This window comes from Corynebacterium pollutisoli, from assembly GCF_900177745.1.
GTDB classification, from domain to species: domain Bacteria; phylum Actinomycetota; class Actinomycetes; order Mycobacteriales; family Mycobacteriaceae; genus Corynebacterium; species Corynebacterium pollutisoli.
This window is the reverse complement of sequence record NZ_FXAR01000001.1, coordinates 461,817-478,069: the sequence shown is the minus strand read 5'-3', so window position 1 is coordinate 478,069 and position 16,253 is coordinate 461,817. Positions and strand designations below refer to the sequence as shown.

Genomic DNA, 16,253 nt, shown 5'->3' with positions numbered 1-16,253 from the left:
CCAGAAAACGACAACCCAGGAGCAATCCACATGAGTGACTCCCTGCCCGCGCTGAACACGACCGTCGGCGGCCATGTCCGCGCAGCCTCCGGCGCCTCGCCGGAGAGTGCCACCGACTACAAGTTCTGGTTCGGTCTCTCCCGCGGCGTGATGGAGCAGATCGCCGACAAGTGGGAGGCCACCACCGAGGCCTACGCGGGTGTACGCCAGCAGCACTACTTCTCTGCCGAGTTCCTCATGGGTCGCGCCCTGCTGAACAACCTCACCAACCTGGAGATGGTCGACGAGGCCGCCGAGGCGGTCCGCGAGCTGGGCCACGAGCTCGGTGACGTCCTCGAGGCGGAGAACGACGCCGCCCTCGGCAACGGCGGCCTCGGCCGCCTCGCCGCCTGCTTCCTGGACTCCTCCGCGACGCAGGACTTCCCGGTCACCGGCTACGGCATCCTCTACCGCTACGGCCTGTTCAAGCAGGCCTTCGACAACGGGTTCCAGACCGAGAAGCCGGACGCGTGGAAGGAGAACGGCTACCCGTTCTACATCCGCCGCGAGGAGCAGCCGCGCATTGTCCAGTTCGACGACATGACCGTCCGCGCGGTGCCCTACGACATGCCGATCACCGGCTACGGCACCGACAACGTCGGCACCCTGCGCCTGTGGAAGGCGGAGCCGATGGAGGAGTTCGACTACGACGCGTTCAACTCCCAGCGCTTCACCGACGCCATCGTCGAGCGCGAGGCCGTCATGGATCTGTGCCGTGTCCTCTACCCGAACGACACCACCTACGCCGGCAAGGTGCTGCGCGTCCGCCAGCAGTACTTCTTCGTGTCCGCCTCCCTGCAGGCGATGATCGAGTCCCACCTGGAGAACCACGGCGATCTGTCCACTTTCGCCGACTTCAACTGCATCCAGCTCAACGACACCCACCCGGTGCTCGCCATCCCGGAGCTCATGCGTCTGCTGCTCGACGAGCACGACATGACCTGGGAGGACGCCTGGGAGATCGTCACCAGGACCTTCGCCTACACCAACCACACCGTGCTGGTCGAGGCCCTCGAGCAGTGGAACGTCTCCATCTTCCAGCAGCTGTTCAACCGCGTGTGGGAGCTCACCGTCGAGATCGACCGTCGTTTCCGCGAGGATCTGCGCGAGCGCGGCCTCGACGAGGAGCACATCAACCGCATGGCCCCGGTCCAGGACGGTCACGTCCACATGGCCTGGATCGCCTGCTACGCCGCGTACTCCATCAACGGTGTCGCCGCGCTGCACACCGAGATCATCAAGCGTGACACCCTCGGTGACTGGCACGCCATCTGGCCGGAGAAGTTCAATAACAAGACCAACGGCGTCACCCCGCGTCGCTGGCTGAAGATGTGCAACCCGCGTCTGTCCGATCTGCTCACCCGCCTCGTCGGTTCCGACGAGTGGGTCACCGACATGGACAAGCTCAAGGAGATCGCGCACTACGCCGACGACGAGGCCGTGATGAACGAGCTGCTCGAGATCAAGGAGGCCAACAAGGCCGACTTCGCCGAGTGGATCCTCGAGCGTCAGGGCATCGAGGTCGACCCGCACTCGATCTTCGACACCCAGATCAAGCGTCTCCACGAGTACAAGCGTCAGCTGCTCAACGCCCTGTACATCCTGGACCTCTACCTGCGCATCAAGCAGGACGGCCTGACCGATGTCCCGCCGCGCACCTTCATCTTCGGTGCGAAGGCCGCCCCGGGTTACTACCGCGCGAAGGGCATCATCAAGCTCGTCAACGAGATCGCCAACGTCGTCAACAACGACCCGGAGGTCGACGACGTCATGCGCGTCGTCTTCGTGGAGAACTACAACGTCTCCCCCGCCGAGCGCATCATCCCGGCGACCGACGTCTCCGAGCAGATTTCCACCGCCGGCAAGGAGGCCTCCGGTACCGGCAACATGAAGTTCATGATGAACGGTGCCCTCACCCTGGGCACCATGGACGGCGCGAACGTCGAGATCCACGACTCCGTGGGCGACGACAACGCCTACATCTTCGGTGCCCGTGAGGAGGAGCTGCCGGAGCTGCGCGCCACCTACAACCCGTGGCACGCCTACGAGACCGTCCCGGGTCTCAAGCGCACCCTGGACGCCCTCATCGACGGCACCCTGGACGACAACGGCACCGGCCAGTTCCACGACATCCGTTCCTCGCTTCTCGACGGCGGCGGCTGGGAGACCCCGGACGTGTACTACGTCCTCGGTGACTTCGCCGACTTCCGCGAGACCCGTGACCGCATGGCCGCCGACTACGTCGCGGACCGTCAGCACTGGGCACGCATGTGCTGGGTGAACATCTGCGCCTCGGGCCGCTTCTCCTCCGACCGCACCATCGGCGACTACGCCCGTGAGGTCTGGAAGCTCGACGCCACCCCGATCACCAAGTAGCAGGTAACAAGCGAAGAAGCGGCGGAGAGGATGTCCTCTCCGCCGCTTCTCGCGTGCTTGTCGACGCCCGCGTTACTTGCGCGTGGTGGCCGTCGGCGAGCTGGTGTCCTCGCCCAGCAGGTGGACGTGGATCATGTTGGTGTTGCCGGAGACTCCGGGCGGGGTGCCGGCGACGACGACCATCATGTCGTCACGGTGGTAGTCGTCCATGGCGAGCAGGGAGCGGTCGAGCTCGGCCATCATGTCGTCGGTGGAGCGGGCCTGGGCGCACAGGAAGGTCTCTGCGCCCCAGGTGAGCGCCAGCTGGGAGCGGACGGCCTGATGCGGGGTGAACACGAGCAGCGGCAGGTGCGAGTGCAGGCGGGCCACGCGGCGGGCGGTGTCACCGGAGGTGGTGAAGCAGACCAGTGCGCGGGCGTTGAGGCGCTCGGCGATGTCGCGGGCGGAGTAGGAGATGACGCCGCGCTTGGTGCGCGGGACGTGGCTCAGCGGCGGCACGTGGCCGTCGGTCTCCGCCTGGGTGACGATGCGCGCCATGGTGCGCACGACGTTGTGCGGGTCGACGCCGATGGAGGTCTCGCCGGAGAGCATGACGGCGTCGGCGCCGTCGAGGACGGCGTTGGCGACGTCGGAGGCCTCGGCGCGGGTCGGGGTGGAGTTCTCGATCATGGAGTCGAGCATCTGGGTGGCGACGATGACCGGCTTGGCGTTCTCGCGCGCGATCTGGATGGCGCGCTTCTGCACCAGCGGGACCTGCTCGAGCGGAACCTCGACGCCGAGGTCACCGCGGGCGACCATGATGGCGTCGAAGGCGAGGACGATGGACTCGAGGGCGTGGACGGCCTCGGGCTTCTCCAGCTTGGCGATGACCGGCACGTGGCGGCCGACGCGGTCCATGACCTCGTGGACGAGGTCGACGTCCGCGGGCGAGCGGACGAAGGACAGGGCGATGAAGTCGACGCCCAGCTTGAGGGCGAACTCGAGGTCGGCGATGTCCTTCTCGGACAGGGCCGGGACGGAGATGTCCATGCCGGGCAGGGACACGCCCTTGTTGTTGGAGACGGGGCCACCCTCGGTGACCTCGCAGACGACGTCGTTGCCGTCGACCTCGAGGCAGGTGAGGCCGACCTTGCCGTCGTCGACGAGCAGGCGGTCGCCGGGCTTGGCGTCCTTGGCGAGGTTCTTGTAGGTGGTGGACACGCGGTCGTGGGTGCCCTCCACGTCGTCCACGGTGATGCGGACGACCTCACCGGTCTCCCAGACGGTGGCTCCGTCGATGAAGCGGCCGAGGCGGATCTTGGGTCCCTGGAGGTCGGCGAGGATGCCGACGGCACGGCCGGTGACATCGGTGGCCTCGCGGACCCACTTGTAGTTCTGCTCGTGATCGGGGTGATCACCGTGGGAGAAGTTCAGGCGGGCGACGTCCATGCCGTCCTCGACGAGGCGCCGGATGGCGTCCTTCGAGGCGACGGCGGGACCGAGGGTGCACACAATCTTGGTTCGTCTAGACACGGCTACCAACCTACTCTGTTTCGTTGACGACAGCCCGTCGGCGTCGCTGAAGCCACAGGAACACAGCCACTGCGGCCAGGAACACGATCGCGGACACCCAGGTGTTGACGCGCTGGCCGAGGATCATCGTGGCGGAGTCGTCGCGCATGAGCTCGATCCAGAAGCGGCCCAGGGTGTAACCCGCGACGTAGAGGGCGAAGATGCTGCCCTGCGCCAGCCGGAAGCGGCGGTCGATGAGGATGAGCAGGGCGAAAATGAGCAGGTTCCACAGCAGTTCGTAGAGGAACGTCGGGTGGACCGAGGTGATGACCTCACCCGTCGAAGTGCCGGTGAGCGGGGCGAACTCGCCGTTGTCGTCGACGCGGTAGAAGATGTCGAGCGCCCACGGCACGTCGGTGGGCCGGCCGTAGATCTCCTGGTTGAACCAGTTGCCCAGGCGGCCGACGGCCTGGCCGAGGATGATGCCGGGGGCCACGGCGTCGGCGAAGGGCGCGAGCGGCACCTTCTTCCAGCGGAACAGGGCCGCCACGGCCACCGCGCCGAGTGCGACCGCACCCCAGATGCCCAGGCCACCGGCGGTGACGTTGAGGGCGTCGACCGGGTTACAGGTGTCGCAGAAGTACTTGTCGTTGTCGGTGATGACGTGGTAGAGCCGGCCGCCGATGATGCCGGCGGGGATGGCCACGATCGCCGCGTCCCACACCATGTCCGCGTCTCCCCCGCGCGCCGTGTAGCGACGGTGCGTCACCCACAGGGCCAGGAGAATGCCGATCATGATGCATATCGCGTACGCGCGCAGCGGGATCGGACCGAGGTACCACACGCCCTGGGGCGGGGAGGGGATGTTCGCGAGGATAGTGGTCTGCACGATATGACAGTGTGCCAGAGAGCACCGGGCGGGTCAGCGCGAGGGGCAGGAGGGATGCTGTCCGGTGGCGACGAGGGTGCGGGTGAGGCGGGCGGGGTCCTCGGCGGTCATGAGCTCCTCGCCGACGACGACGGCGTCGGCACCCGCGGCGGCGTAGGTGAGCAGGTCGCGCGGCGAGTGCACCCCGGACAGGGCGATGCGCACGGTCGACTCGGGCAGGCCCGGGGCGATGTCCGCGAACAGACGCTTGTCGACGTCCCCGCCCAGCAGCGGCCGCGCGTTGACCGCGACGACCCGCGCCCCGGCCTCCATGGCGCGGTCGGCCTCGGCGGGGCTGCGGACCTCGAGGACGGCGGTCATGCCGAGGGACTCGATGCGGTCGAGCAGCGACACGAGACGGTTCTGGTCGAGGAGTTCGACCTGCAGGGGCACGAGATCGGCACCGTAGCAGCGGGCCTCATGGATCTGGTACGGGTCGAGGATGATGTCGCGGCAGAACATGGGCACCTCGACGGAGGCGCGGGCGGCCTTCATGTCCGTGAGCGAGCCGTGGAAGCGCAGGCGCTCGGTCTGGCAGGCGATGAGGTGGGCCCCGCCCTCCTCGAATTCCCGGGCCAGGTGGGCGATGGGTGCGGTGTCGGTGTCATCCGCGGCGAGCAGGGTGCGGCCGGGGATGGCCCGCTTGATTTCGGCGATGACGCTGCAGCCGTTACGCAGTAGCGCCTGATAGCCGTCACGGGTGTTGTCCGTGTCGCGCGAACGGGCCTTGATCTCCTTGAAGGAGACCGTGGCCTCGCGGGCGGCGACGTCCTCCAGGACGCCGGCGACAAGCCGCTCCAGTGCACTCATCGGCACCTCCCATCGAGATCCCACTTAGGGTATCCCGTGACCTTCCTCACGAAGAAATCAGGGTCGGGAAGTGTCCGTCGGGTCGATGTCGGCGTCGAGGGCGTCCCACATGACGCGGCCGGAATCGGGCTCGGCCTCGAGGTCCTCGGCGATCTTGGCCTCGCGGGCCTGGCGGGTCTCGTAGCGGTTGAGCTTCGCGGAGTCGGTGCCCGGGCGCATCGCCAGCAGCACGCCGCCGAAGAGGGCGACGGCCGCGCCCACCATGGCCAGCGCGGGGCCGGCCGTGTGGACCTCGAGGCCCGCGATCTCCGCCCACGAAGCGATGACGGTCTCGTCGCCGGTGGACAGCAGCTGGTGCACGCGCTGCGGGTCGGGCTCCCCCGCCAGCAGGCCGAGGGGTGCCCACGACGCGCCGATGCCGGCCAGGGCCGAGATGACGCCCACGATGCGGCGGCCGGTGCGGCGCAGGGCCAGGCCGGCGACGGCCCCGGCGAGCAGCAGCAGTGCCACGGCGGTCTGCTCGGTGGACCACAGGCCGCCGATGACGGCGTGGGTGGCGTCGCCGGACTTGTCGTCGAAGGTCTCGGCGGTGATCCACGGCATGCGGGACGCCGCCCACAGGATGAGTGCCGCGACGGCGAGGAGGAGGGCGGAGATGCGGTGCAGATTCTTCATGGGGCCTACAGCAGTTCGTCGGCGTCGAAGCAGGTGCGGTCGCCGGTGTGGCAGGCGCCGCCGACCTGCCTGACGGTGACCAGGACGGTGTCTCCGTCGCAGTCGAGGCGCACGCCGGTGACCTCCTGGGTGTGGCCGGAGGTCAGGCCCTTGATCCAGTACTCGTCGCGGGAGCGGGAGTAGTAGGTGCCGCGGCGGGTGGCCAGGGTGTACGCGAGGGCGTGGGCGTCCATCCACGCCATCATGAGGACCTCCCCGGTGCCGTCGGCCTGGACGACGGCGGGCAGCAGTCCGGCGTCGTTGAGTTTCAGCCGGGCGGCGATGACCGGGTCGAGCTTGTAGTCGGCGGGGTTGTCGGAGCTCATCGACGGACCTCGTGGCCGGCGTCGGCGAGCGCGTCCTTGACCTCGGCGATGGTGACCTCACCGAAGTGGAAGATGGTGGCGGCGAGCACGGCGTTGGCGCCGGCCTCGACGGCGGGCGGGAAGTGCTCGGCCCTGCCCGCCCCGCCGGAGGCGATGACGGGGACGGAGACGGCCTCACGGACCAGGCGCAGCAGCTCGAGGTCGAAGCCGTCCTTGGTGCCGTCGCCGTCCATGGAGTTGAGCAGGATCTCGCCGACGCCGAGCTCCTCGCCGGTCTTCGCCCACTCGATCGCGTCGAGGCCGGCGGACTTCGTGCCACCGTGGGTGGTCACCTCGAAGCCGGAGGGCTGGTCGGCCGCGCGGCGGGCGTCGACGGACAGGACGATGCACTGGGAGCCGAACTGGTCGGCCAGCTCGCGGAGGAGCTCCGGGCGGGCGATGGCGGAGGTGTTGACGGAGACCTTGTCGGCGCCCGCGCGCAACAGCTGGTCGACGTCCTCGACGGAACGCACGCCGCCACCGACGGTGAGCGGGATGAACACCTGCTCGGCGGTGCGCTTGACCACCTCGAGCATGGTGCCGCGGCCGTCCTTGGAGGCGGAGACGTCGAGGAAGGTGAGCTCGTCGGCGCCCTCCTGGTTGTAGCGGGCGGCGAGTTCGACGGGGTCACCGGCGTCGCGGAGGTTCTCGAAGTTGACGCCCTTGACCACGCGACCATTGTCGACGTCCAGGCAGGGAATGACGCGGATGGCGACGGCCATGAATCCGCCCCTTTCATTCAGGAATTCAGGATCCCGTCCATCGTACTCATGATGGCCTCGTGCGCCCGCGCGGTACCCGCCACCACGCCGATGGAGCGCGGGGTCCACTCGTTGCCCTCGATGTCGGTGACCACCCCGCCGTTGGCGCGGATGAGCATGACACCGGCGGCGTTGTCCCACACGTGCGGGGAGAAGCTCACCGCACCGCCGAAGATGCCCTGCGCGGTGAACGCGAGGTCGACGCCGACGGAGCCGGTGATCCGGGGCCGCAGGTACGTGGCGGCGAGTTCCGCGAGCAGGCCCTGGCGCAGCAGGGAGGGGAACTGGGAGCGCACCTGGGACGCCACCGAGGAGAAACCGACCTGAGCGACGAGCTGGTCGGCCTCGCTCAGCGGGGTGAGGGGCTGGCCGTTGAGGCGCACCTGCCCACCCTCGAAGGCGGTGAGACGGCGGCCCAGCAGAGGCATGGAGGTGATGGCGGCGACGGGTTGGTCGTCGACGAGCAGGCTGATGAGGATCGCGCACATCGGGTTGCCGGCCGCGTAGTTGGCGGTGCCGTCGATGGGGTCGACGATCCACACGGCGTCGTGGCTGTAGCTGCCGCCGGCCTCCTCCCCCAGCACGGGGATACCGGTGAACTGGGTGAGGGACTGCCGCAGGTAGGCCTCGATGGCGAGGTCCACCTCGGTGGCGAAGTCGCCCGGGCTCTTCATCGCGGCAGGGTCGGAGCCGACGCCGGCGAGGAACATCCTCTCCGCGTCGTCGCACACCGCTTCCGCGACAGCGAGCAGTTCCCGGGCGTCCATGACTACTGCTTGTCGACGGCCGCGAGTGCCTCCCGCAGCGTGAATCGTCCCTCGTACAGGGCCTTGCCGATGATGGCGGAGTCGATGCCCTCGTCGGTGTACCTCGCCAGTTCGACGACGTCGTCGAGGACGGAGATGCCGCCGGAGGCGACGATCTTCGCGTCGGTGGCGGCGGCCACCTCGCGCAGGAGCTGGACGTTGGGGCCGGCGAGGGTGCCGTCCTTGGACACGTCGGTGACGACGAAACGGGAGCAGCCCGCGGCGTCGAGACGCTCGAGGACCTCCCACAGGTCACCGCCGTCGGAGACCCAGCCGTTGCCGCGGGTGCGCCACTCGCCGTCGATCTCGCGGACGGCGATGTCGACGGCGACCTGGTCACCGTGGGACCTGAGCACCTCGGCGATCCACTCCGGCTTCTCCAGGGCGGCGGTGCCGATGTTGACGCGGGTGGCACCGGTGGCCAGGGCCCGCTCGAGGGAGGCGTCGTCGCGGATGCCGCCGGTGAGCTCCACCTTGATGTCCAGCTGGCGGGTGATCTCCGCCATGAGCTCATGGTTGGAGCCGCGGCCGAAGGCGGCGTCGAGGTCGACGAAGTGCAGCCACTCCGCTCCCTGCGCCTGCCACTCGAGGGCGGCCTCCAGCGGGGAGCCGTAGGACTTCTCGGTGCCGGCCTCGCCCTGATCCAGTCGCACGGCCTGGCCGTCGACCACGTCAACGGCGGGAAGAAGAGTGAAATCGCTCATGGTGGTCAATCCTAACCTCTACAGGGTGTCGACCCAGTTGAACAGCAGTTGCAGGCCAGCATCGCCGGACTTCTCCGGGTGGAACTGGGTGGCCCACAGCGGGCCGTTCTCCACGGCGGCGACAAAGCGGTCCCCTTCGTGCTGCGCCCAGGCGACGGACGGCGGGGTGGTCAGATCGTCGGTCTCCAGGGTCCAGTCGCGGACGCCATAGGAGTGGACGAAGTAGAAGCGCTCCTCCTCGGAGAGCTCGGCGAACATCTGGGAGTCGGCCGCACGCTCGACTGTGTTCCACCCCATGTGGGGGAGGATGTCGGCGTGCAGGCGCTCGACCGCACCCGGCCACTCCCCCGCCCCCTTCGAGTGGACGCCGTGCTCGTGGCCCTCGTCGAAGAGGATCTGCATGCCGACGCAGATGCCCATGACCGGGCGGCCGCCGGCGAGTCGCTGGCCGATGATGCGGGCGCCGTGGATAGCGTTGAGACCGGCCATGCAGGCGGCGAACGCGCCGACGCCGGGGACGAGGAGCCCGTCGGCGTTGACGGAGATCTGCGGATCGGAGGTGACGGTGACCTCGGCCCCGACCTTCTCCAGTGCCCGGTGTGCGGAGCGCAGGTTGCCGGAGCCGTAGTCGAGGAGGGCGACGGTTTTTGCCATGGGGGAAAGTGTAGTCCTAGGGGTGTCGGCCGGATTCCGTGACCTCGCCCGCTACCTCCGGCGCCGTGGACGACGGGGCACCGGGATCTGGCGCAGACGGGTACGGATGTTGTTGTGCTCGGTGACGCGGTGCGCGCCGAGGTAGCGGTCGGTGAGCGTCGCGAGGATGCCCACCGCCACGATCGCCGCCGCCACCGTGTACGCGCCGGAGTAGGCGGCCCGCGCCGCGACGAATCCGAGGACGAAGGACCCGATGCCGGTGCCGGCGTCGTAGGCCATGTTCCACACGGCGGAGGCCTCGGAGACCTTCGTGCGTGGCAGACGCTGGAACATCTCCAGCAGGGCCTCGTTCTGCACCATGCCGAAGCCGCCGCCGAAGAGGACACCGGCCAGGACGAGCCACCACACGGACCACCCGTTGGCGATGACCAGCGCCATGAGCGCCACACCGCCGAATCCCATGAGCTGGCCGGGGATCATCGTCACACCGGCGCGGCCCGCCCGGTCGGCGACGATGCCGGAGAAGTAGCGCAGGGCCATAGCCGCGCCGCCGGTGATCGACAGCATGAAACCGCCGATGACGGCTCCGGTGACGGGATCGAGTTCCTGCACGGCGGCGGGCAGGAAGGAGGAGACCGCGCCGAAGCTCATGGACAGGCTGTTGACGGCCACCGCCGGGACCAGGACGAGCTTCCACATGGACACGTCCGCCTTCTCCCGCGACGTCTCCTGCGCCCGGATCCTTGGTATGCGCAGGCACATGACGGCCGCGATGAGAGCGACCACCGCTGCCGCGATATACACGGAGCCGTAGCCGAACTGCCCGGCCGTCCACAGGCCGAGCGGCAGGAACACCATCTGGGCGACGCCGACGAACACGCCGAGCATGCCGGAGGCCTTACCGAGGAAACGGGCGGGCACCAGCTCCGCGATGAGCGCCGACTCGGCGACGGTGAGCGCGCCGAAACCGACGCCGCGCAGGGCGGAGAAAAGCAGCAGGGCCCAGACGGCGTCGTCGAGCAGGTGGCCCAACGCCGGGACGCCGAGCATGAAGGCGGCGGCCACCATGACCGGGTTGTAGCCGATGCGGCGCAGCATCGCCGGGGTGAAGATCTGGGTGGCCACCGTCGCGGCCATGAAGATGCCGGTGGTGGCGCCGGCGATGGTGGCGGAGTGGCCGGCATCGAGCGCGGCCAGCGGGATCACGGGCAGCAGCAGCGACCAGGCGCCGAAGGCCGCGAACACCGCGACGAGGGTGGGCACGAACCCCGGGGCCTTCCACATGCTGTCGAGGTTCTCGATCTCCGCACGTGTCAGTCCCGTCTGTGCCACTTAGCCCATCGCTCCCATCATCCAGAACACGGCACCTGCGAACGCCACGGCGGAACACAGGGCCAGAAAAATCGTCAACGGCCGGCTGCCCGACTGGTACGCGGACCAGGTGGCGCCGACCAGCAGGCCGGCGACGATGAACAGCAGGTAGACAAGCCAGTTGCTGCCGCCCTGGCTGTCCTGAGCCACCGTAGCAATAGAGAGCACTTTTTACAGCGCTCCCTTGGTGGAGGGCACGCCCTCGACGCGCGGGTCGAACTCCACTGCCTCCCGCAGGGCGCGGGCGACGGCCTTGTACTCGGCCTCGGTGATGTGGTGCGGATCGCGGCCGTGGTGGCAGATGACGTGCAGGGTGATGCGGGAGTTGAGCGCGAGCGTCTCAAAGAAGTGCTCGTTGATCACCGTGGCGTAGTGCCCGCCGATGACGGAGGTGATCATGTGGTCCGGCTCGCCGCGCATGACGAAGTAGGGGCGGCCGGAGATGTCCACCACCGACTCGACGAGGGTCTCGTCCATCGGGAGCTGGCGGGAACCGAAACGCCGGATGCCGGCCTTGTCGCCCACGGCGTCGAGAAGCGCGCGGCCGAGGACGATGGCGGTGTCCTCGACGGTGTGGTGCGCGTCGATCTCGATGTCACCCTTCGCGTGCACGGTGAGGTCGAAGGACCCGTGCACCGCGAAGGCGGTGAGCATGTGGTCGAAGAAGGGCAGGCCGGTGTCGATGTCGGCGCGGCCGGTGCCGTCGAGGTTGATCTCGACGGTGATGTCGGACTCCGAGGTCGTCCGGGTGGAACGTCCGATGCGGTCGGTCACTTAGAGGTTCTCCTTGATCACGTCGGCGGCGGCGCGGAGGAATGCATCGTTTTCCGCGGGCAGCCCGATGGTGGTGCGCAGGTGTCCGGCGACCCCGACGTCACGGATGAGCACATCCGCGTCGAGGAACTTCCGCCAGGCGGCGTGCTGGTCGGCGAAGGTGCCGAAGAACACGAAGTTCGATTCGCTGGGCACCACATCGTAGCCCAGTTCCTCCAGGGCTGCGACGACGCGGATCCGCTCCTCGGCAAGCTTGTCGACGGTGGCCAGGGTGTCCGCCCGGTGCCGGAGAGCGACCGTCGCCGCGGCCTGGCTGAGCATGGACAGGTGGTACGGCAGGCGCACCAGCATGACCGCCTCGACGAAGGCCGGGTCGGCGACGAAGTAGCCGAGGCGCCCGCCCGCGAAGTCGAAGGCCTTCGACATGGTGCGGGAGACGACGAGCTTCGCCGGGTACTCGGCGAGCAGGGTGACGGCGGAGGGGGACGGCGAGAACTCGCCGTAGGCCTCGTCGACGATGACGATGCCGGGGGCGGCGTCGGTGAGCGTGCGGATGTCGTCGAGCGAGGTGATGTCGCCGGTCGGGTTGTTCGGGGTGGTGATGAAGATGACGTCCGGGCGGTGCTCCGCGATGGCCTCGAGGGCGGCGGGGATGTCGATGCGGAAATCCGCGCCGCGCGGGCAGTTGAGGAACTGCGTCTGCGTGCCCGCCGAGAGGATCGGGTGCATGGAGTAGGACGGCTGGAAGCCGAGTGCCGTGCGGCCCGGGCCGGCGAAAGCCTGCAGCAGCTGCTGGAGGACCTCGTTGGAGCCGTTGGCGGCCCACAGGTTGTCCACGGTCACCGTGACGCCGGTGCGCTCGGTGACGTAGCCGGCCAGCTGGGTGCGCAGCTCGACGGCGTCGCGGTCCGGGTAGCGGTTGAGCTCGGAGGCGACCTGCGTGACGGTCGCGACGAGGTCGTCGATGAGAGCCTGGGAGGGCGCGTAGGGGTTCTCGTTGGTGTTGAGACGCACGGGGACGTCGAGCTGCGGGGCGCCGTAGGGCGACTGGCCGCGCAGTTCCTCGCGGAGGGGCAGCTGATCGAGGGTCAGACGGGTCACCTACATCACCTCGAATCGGGCGCGGATGGACTCGCCGTGGGCCGGGAGGTCCTCGGCGTCGGCCAGCGCGATGATGTGCGGGCCGATCTCCTTGAGGGCGGTGCGGTCGTACTCGATGAGGTTGACCTCACGGAGGAAGGTGTGGGTGGACAGGCCGGAGGAGAAGCGCGCCGTGCCGGAGGTCGGCAGGACGTGGTTGGAGCCCGCGGCGTAGTCGCCCAGCGGGACCGGCGAGTAGGAGCCGACGAAGATGGCGCCGGCGTGACGGATGCGCTCGGCGACCTCGCGGGCGTTCTCGGTGTGGATCTCCAGGTGCTCGGCGGCATAGGCGTCGGCGACGGCGATGCCCTGCTCGAGATCGTCGACGAGCACGATGCCGGACTGCTGGCCCCGAAGCGCCCCGGCGACGCGGTCGGCGTTGCGGGTGACGGTGTAGCGCTCGTCGATCTCCTTGTCGACGGTGCGCGCCAGCTCCTCCGAGTCGGTGATGAGGACGGACGCCGCGAGATCGTCGTGCTCGGCCTGGGAGATGAGGTCGTAGGCGATGTAGACGGGGTCGGCCGAATCGTCGGCGAGGATGGCGATCTCCGATGGGCCGGCCTCGGCGTCGATGCCGACGACGCCGTTGACCAGGCGCTTCGCCGCGGTGACGAAGATGTTGCCCGGGCCGGTGATGATGTCGACCGGCTCGAGACCCTCGTCACCGTAGGCCAGCAGGGCCACGGCCTGGGCGCCACCGACGGCCCACACCTCGTCGACGCCCAGCAGGTGGCAGGCGGCGAGGATGGTGGGGTGCGGCCACCCGTCGTGATCCGCCTGCGGCGGGGACGCGACGACGAGGGAGGTGCAGCCGGCCTCCTGCGCGGGGACGACGTTCATGATGACGCTCGACGGGTACACGGCCTTGCCGCCCGGGACGTAGAGGCCGACGCGCTCGATCGGGATGTGCACCTCGGTCACCGTCGCCCCCTCCCCCAGGGTGGTGGTGTGCGACGCCGGCTTCTGGTCGGCGTGGACCGCCCGCACGCGGGAGATCGCCTCCTGCATCGCCTCGATGACGTCCTCGTCGAGCGTCCCGACGGCGCGCTCGAACAGCTCCGCCGGCACCCGCACCGACGCCGGATTGACGCCGTCGAACTTCTCGCCGTACTCCAGGGCCGCCTCCGCGCCGCGCTCCCGCACCGCCTCCACGATGGGGGCCACGGTGGGCAGCACCGCGTTGACGTCGGTGCCGCCGCGGGGCAGGGCGCGGCGCAGCTCGCTGGTGGACGGGGTACGACCGCGCAGGTCGATGACATTGAGCATCGTGAAAGTTCTCCTAGGTCGGCACTGTATTGCCCTATTGTAGGACTTACGGAGCCGCCCCTTCCTGGAAGGCCCGCACAACCCCTGGAGGTGTCAGCCCGATGGTCACCCTGACGGAGGTGTACGTCGCCGCCGAGTCGTTCGGATTCCACTGTTACGTGGGCGCCGACCGACTAGTGTTCCCGTGGCACGACCACATCGTCATCGCCTACCTCGACGAGCGCAATGCGCAGGCGCTGGTCTTCGACACGGAACTGCGCAACACCATCGGCATGGAGCACACCGGCGACCTGGCGCGGACCATCACCGCCTGGAATCACGAGCGCCTCGGCCCCACCGTCTCCCTCCGCGTCGGCGACGAGGCGGCCGTCAGCCTCCACGCCCGCTCCAGCCTGCTCAGCGGTGCCGGGCTCACCCCGGAGCAGCTGGCCGACTTCGTGCGGTTGTCCATGGAGACCGCCCGCCTGGCCGTCGACCACCTCATCGAGGACCTGCCCGACCTGGCCATGCCCGAGTCGGAGGACAACGTCGCCCTGCGCCGCAAGCAGGACACCGCCGCCCTCAACGGCCCGCTCCCCCGAGACCGCCACGTGGGCGTGAACAAGCTTGACGACGACGTCGTGCGCCTGCGCGACATCGACCACCGCCGCAGCCAGGACGACATCGACCCCGGCGCCCCCGACGAGGAGTACTCCGCCAGCATGAGCACCGACCACGACTGGGACACCCCCGACGGTGCCGACGAGGACACCCCCGTCGACGTCTCCCTCGACCGGGTGCGGGAGGCGCTGTCGGCTCTGGGGATCGAGAAGACCCACGGCGACGAGGACGTGATCATCGCCTGGATCAACGACGTCCTCTTCGGGTTCTTCCTCGACAACGGGCCGAGCTACCTCATCAAGGGGCACTGGGATCCGGGGCTCGACCCGGACTCGGACTTCCTGCGCATGTTCCTGCTGTGCAACGACTGGAACGAGTCCTCGACGACGACGAAAGCCTTCTGCCACGAGGACGCCGAGGGACTGCAGGTCCGCGTCGAGTTCACCGCCCCCGTCCGCGAGGGCATGACGGATCTGCAGTTGGAGCACAACACCGCAGTCGCCATCAATCAGGTGCTGCACGCCATCGACGAGATCAGCACCGACGCCACGGGTGAGTCCGCGGTGGTGTGGCCCGCGTAGTCAGTCGAAGTCGAGGCCCAGGTCGAGCGCCGGGGCGGAGTGCGTGAGCGAGCCGACGGCGAGGAAGTCGACGCCCGTGCGGGCGTAGTCGGCGGCGACGTCGAGGGTGAGCCCACCGGAGGCCTCGAGGAGGGTGTCGGGGGACACGGCGTCGCGACGCTGTACGGCGACCTGCACCATCCACGGCTCGAAATTGTCGAGCAGGATCTCGTCGGGTTTCTCCGGCAGGAGCTGGTCGAGCTGCTCGAGGGTGTCCACCTCGATCTCGCACCACTTGTCCGGGAACTGCTCCCGCACGGCACGGAAGGCCGCGAGCACGCCGCCGGCGGCGATGACGTGGTTGTCCTTGATGAGCGCCCGGTCGCCGAGACCGAGGCGGTGGTTGACTCCCCCGCCGACGGTGACGGCGTACTTCTGCAGCAGGCGCAGCCCGGGGAGGGTCTTGCGCGAGTCGCGGATCCGGGCACCGGTGCCCTCGACGGCGTCGACCCATTGCGCCGTCGCGGAGGCGATGCCGGACAGGTGGGTGAGCAGGTTGAGCAGGGTGCGCTCCGCGGTGAGCAGGTCCCGGGTGCCGGCCTCGATGCGGGCGACGACGTCCCCGGGGCCCACGCGGGTGCCGTCGGGGGCGACCTCCTCGACGCGGAAGTCGGAGGTGGCCACCTGGCGCAGCACCCGGTCGACGACGAACAGTCCCGCGATGGTGCCCGGGCGGCGGGAGACGATGCGCGCGCTGGAACGGTGCTCGGCGGGCACGGTCGCGCGACTGGTGATGTCCGGGCCGTAGGTGAGGTCTTCGTCGAGGGCCTGGGCGATGAGGCGGTCGACGTCCTCCGGGTCGACGTCGGCGGTCGGGAAGTGAGGCGTCATGCC

At 69.0% G+C, this 16,253-nt stretch carries 17 protein-coding genes; 2 read left to right on the top strand and 15 right to left on the bottom strand.

The annotated features are described in order from the left end of the window. Nucleotides 1–30 precede the first annotated feature (30 nt). Nucleotides 31–2,415 (top strand): glycogen/starch/alpha-glucan phosphorylase, encoded by a 2,385-nt coding sequence (locus B9Y70_RS02315; RefSeq protein ID WP_085548615.1) that lies wholly within the window; start codon nt 31–33, stop codon nt 2,413–2,415. A gap of 72 nt (nt 2,416–2,487) precedes the next feature. On the opposite strand, the gene pyk is transcribed toward B9Y70_RS02315, so the two are convergent. From pyk to hisD, 14 genes are read right to left on the bottom strand one after another with little or no spacing between them, the layout of a single operon-like run. Then, nucleotides 2,488–3,927 (bottom strand): pyruvate kinase, encoded by a 1,440-nt coding sequence (gene pyk, locus B9Y70_RS02310; protein WP_085548614.1) that lies wholly within the window; start codon nt 3,925–3,927, stop codon nt 2,488–2,490. A 10-nt stretch (nt 3,928–3,937) separates the two neighbouring features. Continuing rightward, nucleotides 3,938–4,795, bottom strand: coding sequence for a prolipoprotein diacylglyceryl transferase (gene lgt, locus B9Y70_RS02305; RefSeq protein WP_085548613.1), 858 nt, complete (start codon nt 4,793–4,795; stop codon nt 3,938–3,940). A 33-nt stretch (nt 4,796–4,828) separates the two neighbouring features. After that, on the bottom strand, nt 4,829–5,644 hold the full coding sequence (locus B9Y70_RS02300) for an indole-3-glycerol phosphate synthase TrpC (RefSeq protein WP_143337471.1): 816 nt from the start codon (nt 5,642–5,644) through the stop codon (nt 4,829–4,831). A 57-nt stretch (nt 5,645–5,701) separates the two neighbouring features. Next, nucleotides 5,702–6,319, bottom strand: coding sequence for a TIGR02234 family membrane protein (locus B9Y70_RS02295; protein WP_085548611.1), 618 nt, complete (start codon nt 6,317–6,319; stop codon nt 5,702–5,704). A 5-nt stretch (nt 6,320–6,324) separates the two neighbouring features. Next, nucleotides 6,325–6,684, bottom strand: a complete 360-nt coding sequence (gene hisI, locus B9Y70_RS02290) for a phosphoribosyl-AMP cyclohydrolase (protein ID WP_085548610.1) — start codon at nt 6,682–6,684, stop codon at nt 6,325–6,327. Continuing rightward, entirely contained in the window at nt 6,681–7,445 is a 765-nt protein-coding gene (hisF, locus tag B9Y70_RS02285) for an imidazole glycerol phosphate synthase subunit HisF (protein ID WP_085548609.1), read from the bottom strand. Before hisF ends, hisI begins: the two co-directional genes overlap by 4 nt. A gap of 17 nt (nt 7,446–7,462) precedes the next feature. Further along, a complete protein-coding gene (locus B9Y70_RS02280; RefSeq protein ID WP_085548608.1) occupies nt 7,463–8,251 on the bottom strand; it encodes an inositol monophosphatase family protein in 789 nt (262 codons plus the stop codon). A 2-nt stretch (nt 8,252–8,253) separates the two neighbouring features. Continuing rightward, nucleotides 8,254–8,994, bottom strand: a complete 741-nt coding sequence (gene priA / locus B9Y70_RS02275; RefSeq protein ID WP_085548607.1) for a bifunctional 1-(5-phosphoribosyl)-5-((5-phosphoribosylamino)methylideneamino)imidazole-4-carboxamide isomerase/phosphoribosylanthranilate isomerase PriA — start codon at nt 8,992–8,994, stop codon at nt 8,254–8,256. A gap of 18 nt (nt 8,995–9,012) precedes the next feature. Further along, nucleotides 9,013–9,648 (bottom strand): imidazole glycerol phosphate synthase subunit HisH, encoded by a 636-nt coding sequence (gene hisH / locus B9Y70_RS02270; RefSeq protein ID WP_085548606.1) that lies wholly within the window; start codon nt 9,646–9,648, stop codon nt 9,013–9,015. Nucleotides 9,649–9,699: 51 nt separating this feature from the next. After that, nucleotides 9,700–10,932 (bottom strand): MFS transporter, encoded by a 1,233-nt coding sequence (locus tag B9Y70_RS02265; RefSeq protein WP_085548824.1) that lies wholly within the window; start codon nt 10,930–10,932, stop codon nt 9,700–9,702. Between the two features lie 48 nt (nt 10,933–10,980). Then, nucleotides 10,981–11,187: a hypothetical protein gene (locus tag B9Y70_RS02260; RefSeq protein WP_240309094.1), complete on the bottom strand. Its 207-nt coding sequence runs from the start codon at nt 11,185–11,187 to the stop codon at nt 10,981–10,983. 3 nt (nt 11,188–11,190) lie between these two features. Further along, nucleotides 11,191–11,793 (bottom strand): imidazoleglycerol-phosphate dehydratase HisB, encoded by a 603-nt coding sequence (hisB, locus tag B9Y70_RS02255; protein ID WP_085548605.1) that lies wholly within the window; start codon nt 11,791–11,793, stop codon nt 11,191–11,193. Beyond that, the gene (locus B9Y70_RS02250; protein ID WP_085548604.1) at nt 11,794–12,894 is read right to left on the bottom strand and encodes a histidinol-phosphate transaminase; all 1,101 of its coding nucleotides are present in this window, start codon (nt 12,892–12,894) and stop codon (nt 11,794–11,796) included. It lies immediately after the preceding gene. Continuing rightward, entirely contained in the window at nt 12,895–14,199 is a 1,305-nt protein-coding gene (hisD, locus tag B9Y70_RS02245) for a histidinol dehydrogenase (RefSeq protein ID WP_085548603.1), read from the bottom strand. Between the two features lie 101 nt (nt 14,200–14,300). Here hisD and B9Y70_RS02240 point away from each other — a divergent pair, with 101 nt between their 5' ends. Further along, on the top strand, nt 14,301–15,380 hold the full coding sequence (locus B9Y70_RS02240) for a YbjN domain-containing protein (RefSeq protein ID WP_085548602.1): 1,080 nt from the start codon (nt 14,301–14,303) through the stop codon (nt 15,378–15,380). On the opposite strand, the gene nadC is transcribed toward B9Y70_RS02240, so the two are convergent. Then, on the bottom strand, nt 15,381–16,250 hold the full coding sequence (nadC, locus tag B9Y70_RS02235; protein WP_085548601.1) for a carboxylating nicotinate-nucleotide diphosphorylase: 870 nt from the start codon (nt 16,248–16,250) through the stop codon (nt 15,381–15,383). It abuts the gene before it with no gap. Nucleotides 16,251–16,253 lie beyond the last annotated feature (3 nt).

Bases quoted from the DNA above. Each gene is read 5' to 3' on its own strand.
- B9Y70_RS02265 (WP_085548824.1), bottom strand. From the start codon at position 10,932: ATGTGGAAGGCCCCGGGGTTCGTGCCCACCCTCGTCGCGGTGTTCGCG.
- B9Y70_RS02300 (WP_143337471.1), bottom strand. From the start codon at position 5,644: ATGAGTGCACTGGAGCGGCTTGTCGCCGGCGTCCTGGAGGACGTCGCC.
- B9Y70_RS02240 (WP_085548602.1), top strand. From the start codon at position 14,301: ATGGTCACCCTGACGGAGGTGTACGTCGCCGCCGAGTCGTTCGGATTC.
- priA (WP_085548607.1), bottom strand. From the start codon at position 8,994: ATGAGCGATTTCACTCTTCTTCCCGCCGTTGACGTGGTCGACGGCCAG.
- nadC (WP_085548601.1), bottom strand. From the start codon at position 16,250: ATGACGCCTCACTTCCCGACCGCCGACGTCGACCCGGAGGACGTCGAC.
- B9Y70_RS02295 (WP_085548611.1), bottom strand. From the start codon at position 6,319: ATGAAGAATCTGCACCGCATCTCCGCCCTCCTCCTCGCCGTCGCGGCA.
- hisD (WP_085548603.1), bottom strand. From the start codon at position 14,199: ATGCTCAATGTCATCGACCTGCGCGGTCGTACCCCGTCCACCAGCGAG.
- hisH (WP_085548606.1), bottom strand. From the start codon at position 9,648: ATGGCAAAAACCGTCGCCCTCCTCGACTACGGCTCCGGCAACCTGCGC.
- hisF (WP_085548609.1), bottom strand. From the start codon at position 7,445: ATGGCCGTCGCCATCCGCGTCATTCCCTGCCTGGACGTCGACAATGGT.
- hisI (WP_085548610.1), bottom strand. From the start codon at position 6,684: ATGAGCTCCGACAACCCCGCCGACTACAAGCTCGACCCGGTCATCGCC.
- B9Y70_RS02280 (WP_085548608.1), bottom strand. From the start codon at position 8,251: ATGGACGCCCGGGAACTGCTCGCTGTCGCGGAAGCGGTGTGCGACGAC.
- B9Y70_RS02315 (WP_085548615.1), top strand. From the start codon at position 31: ATGAGTGACTCCCTGCCCGCGCTGAACACGACCGTCGGCGGCCATGTC.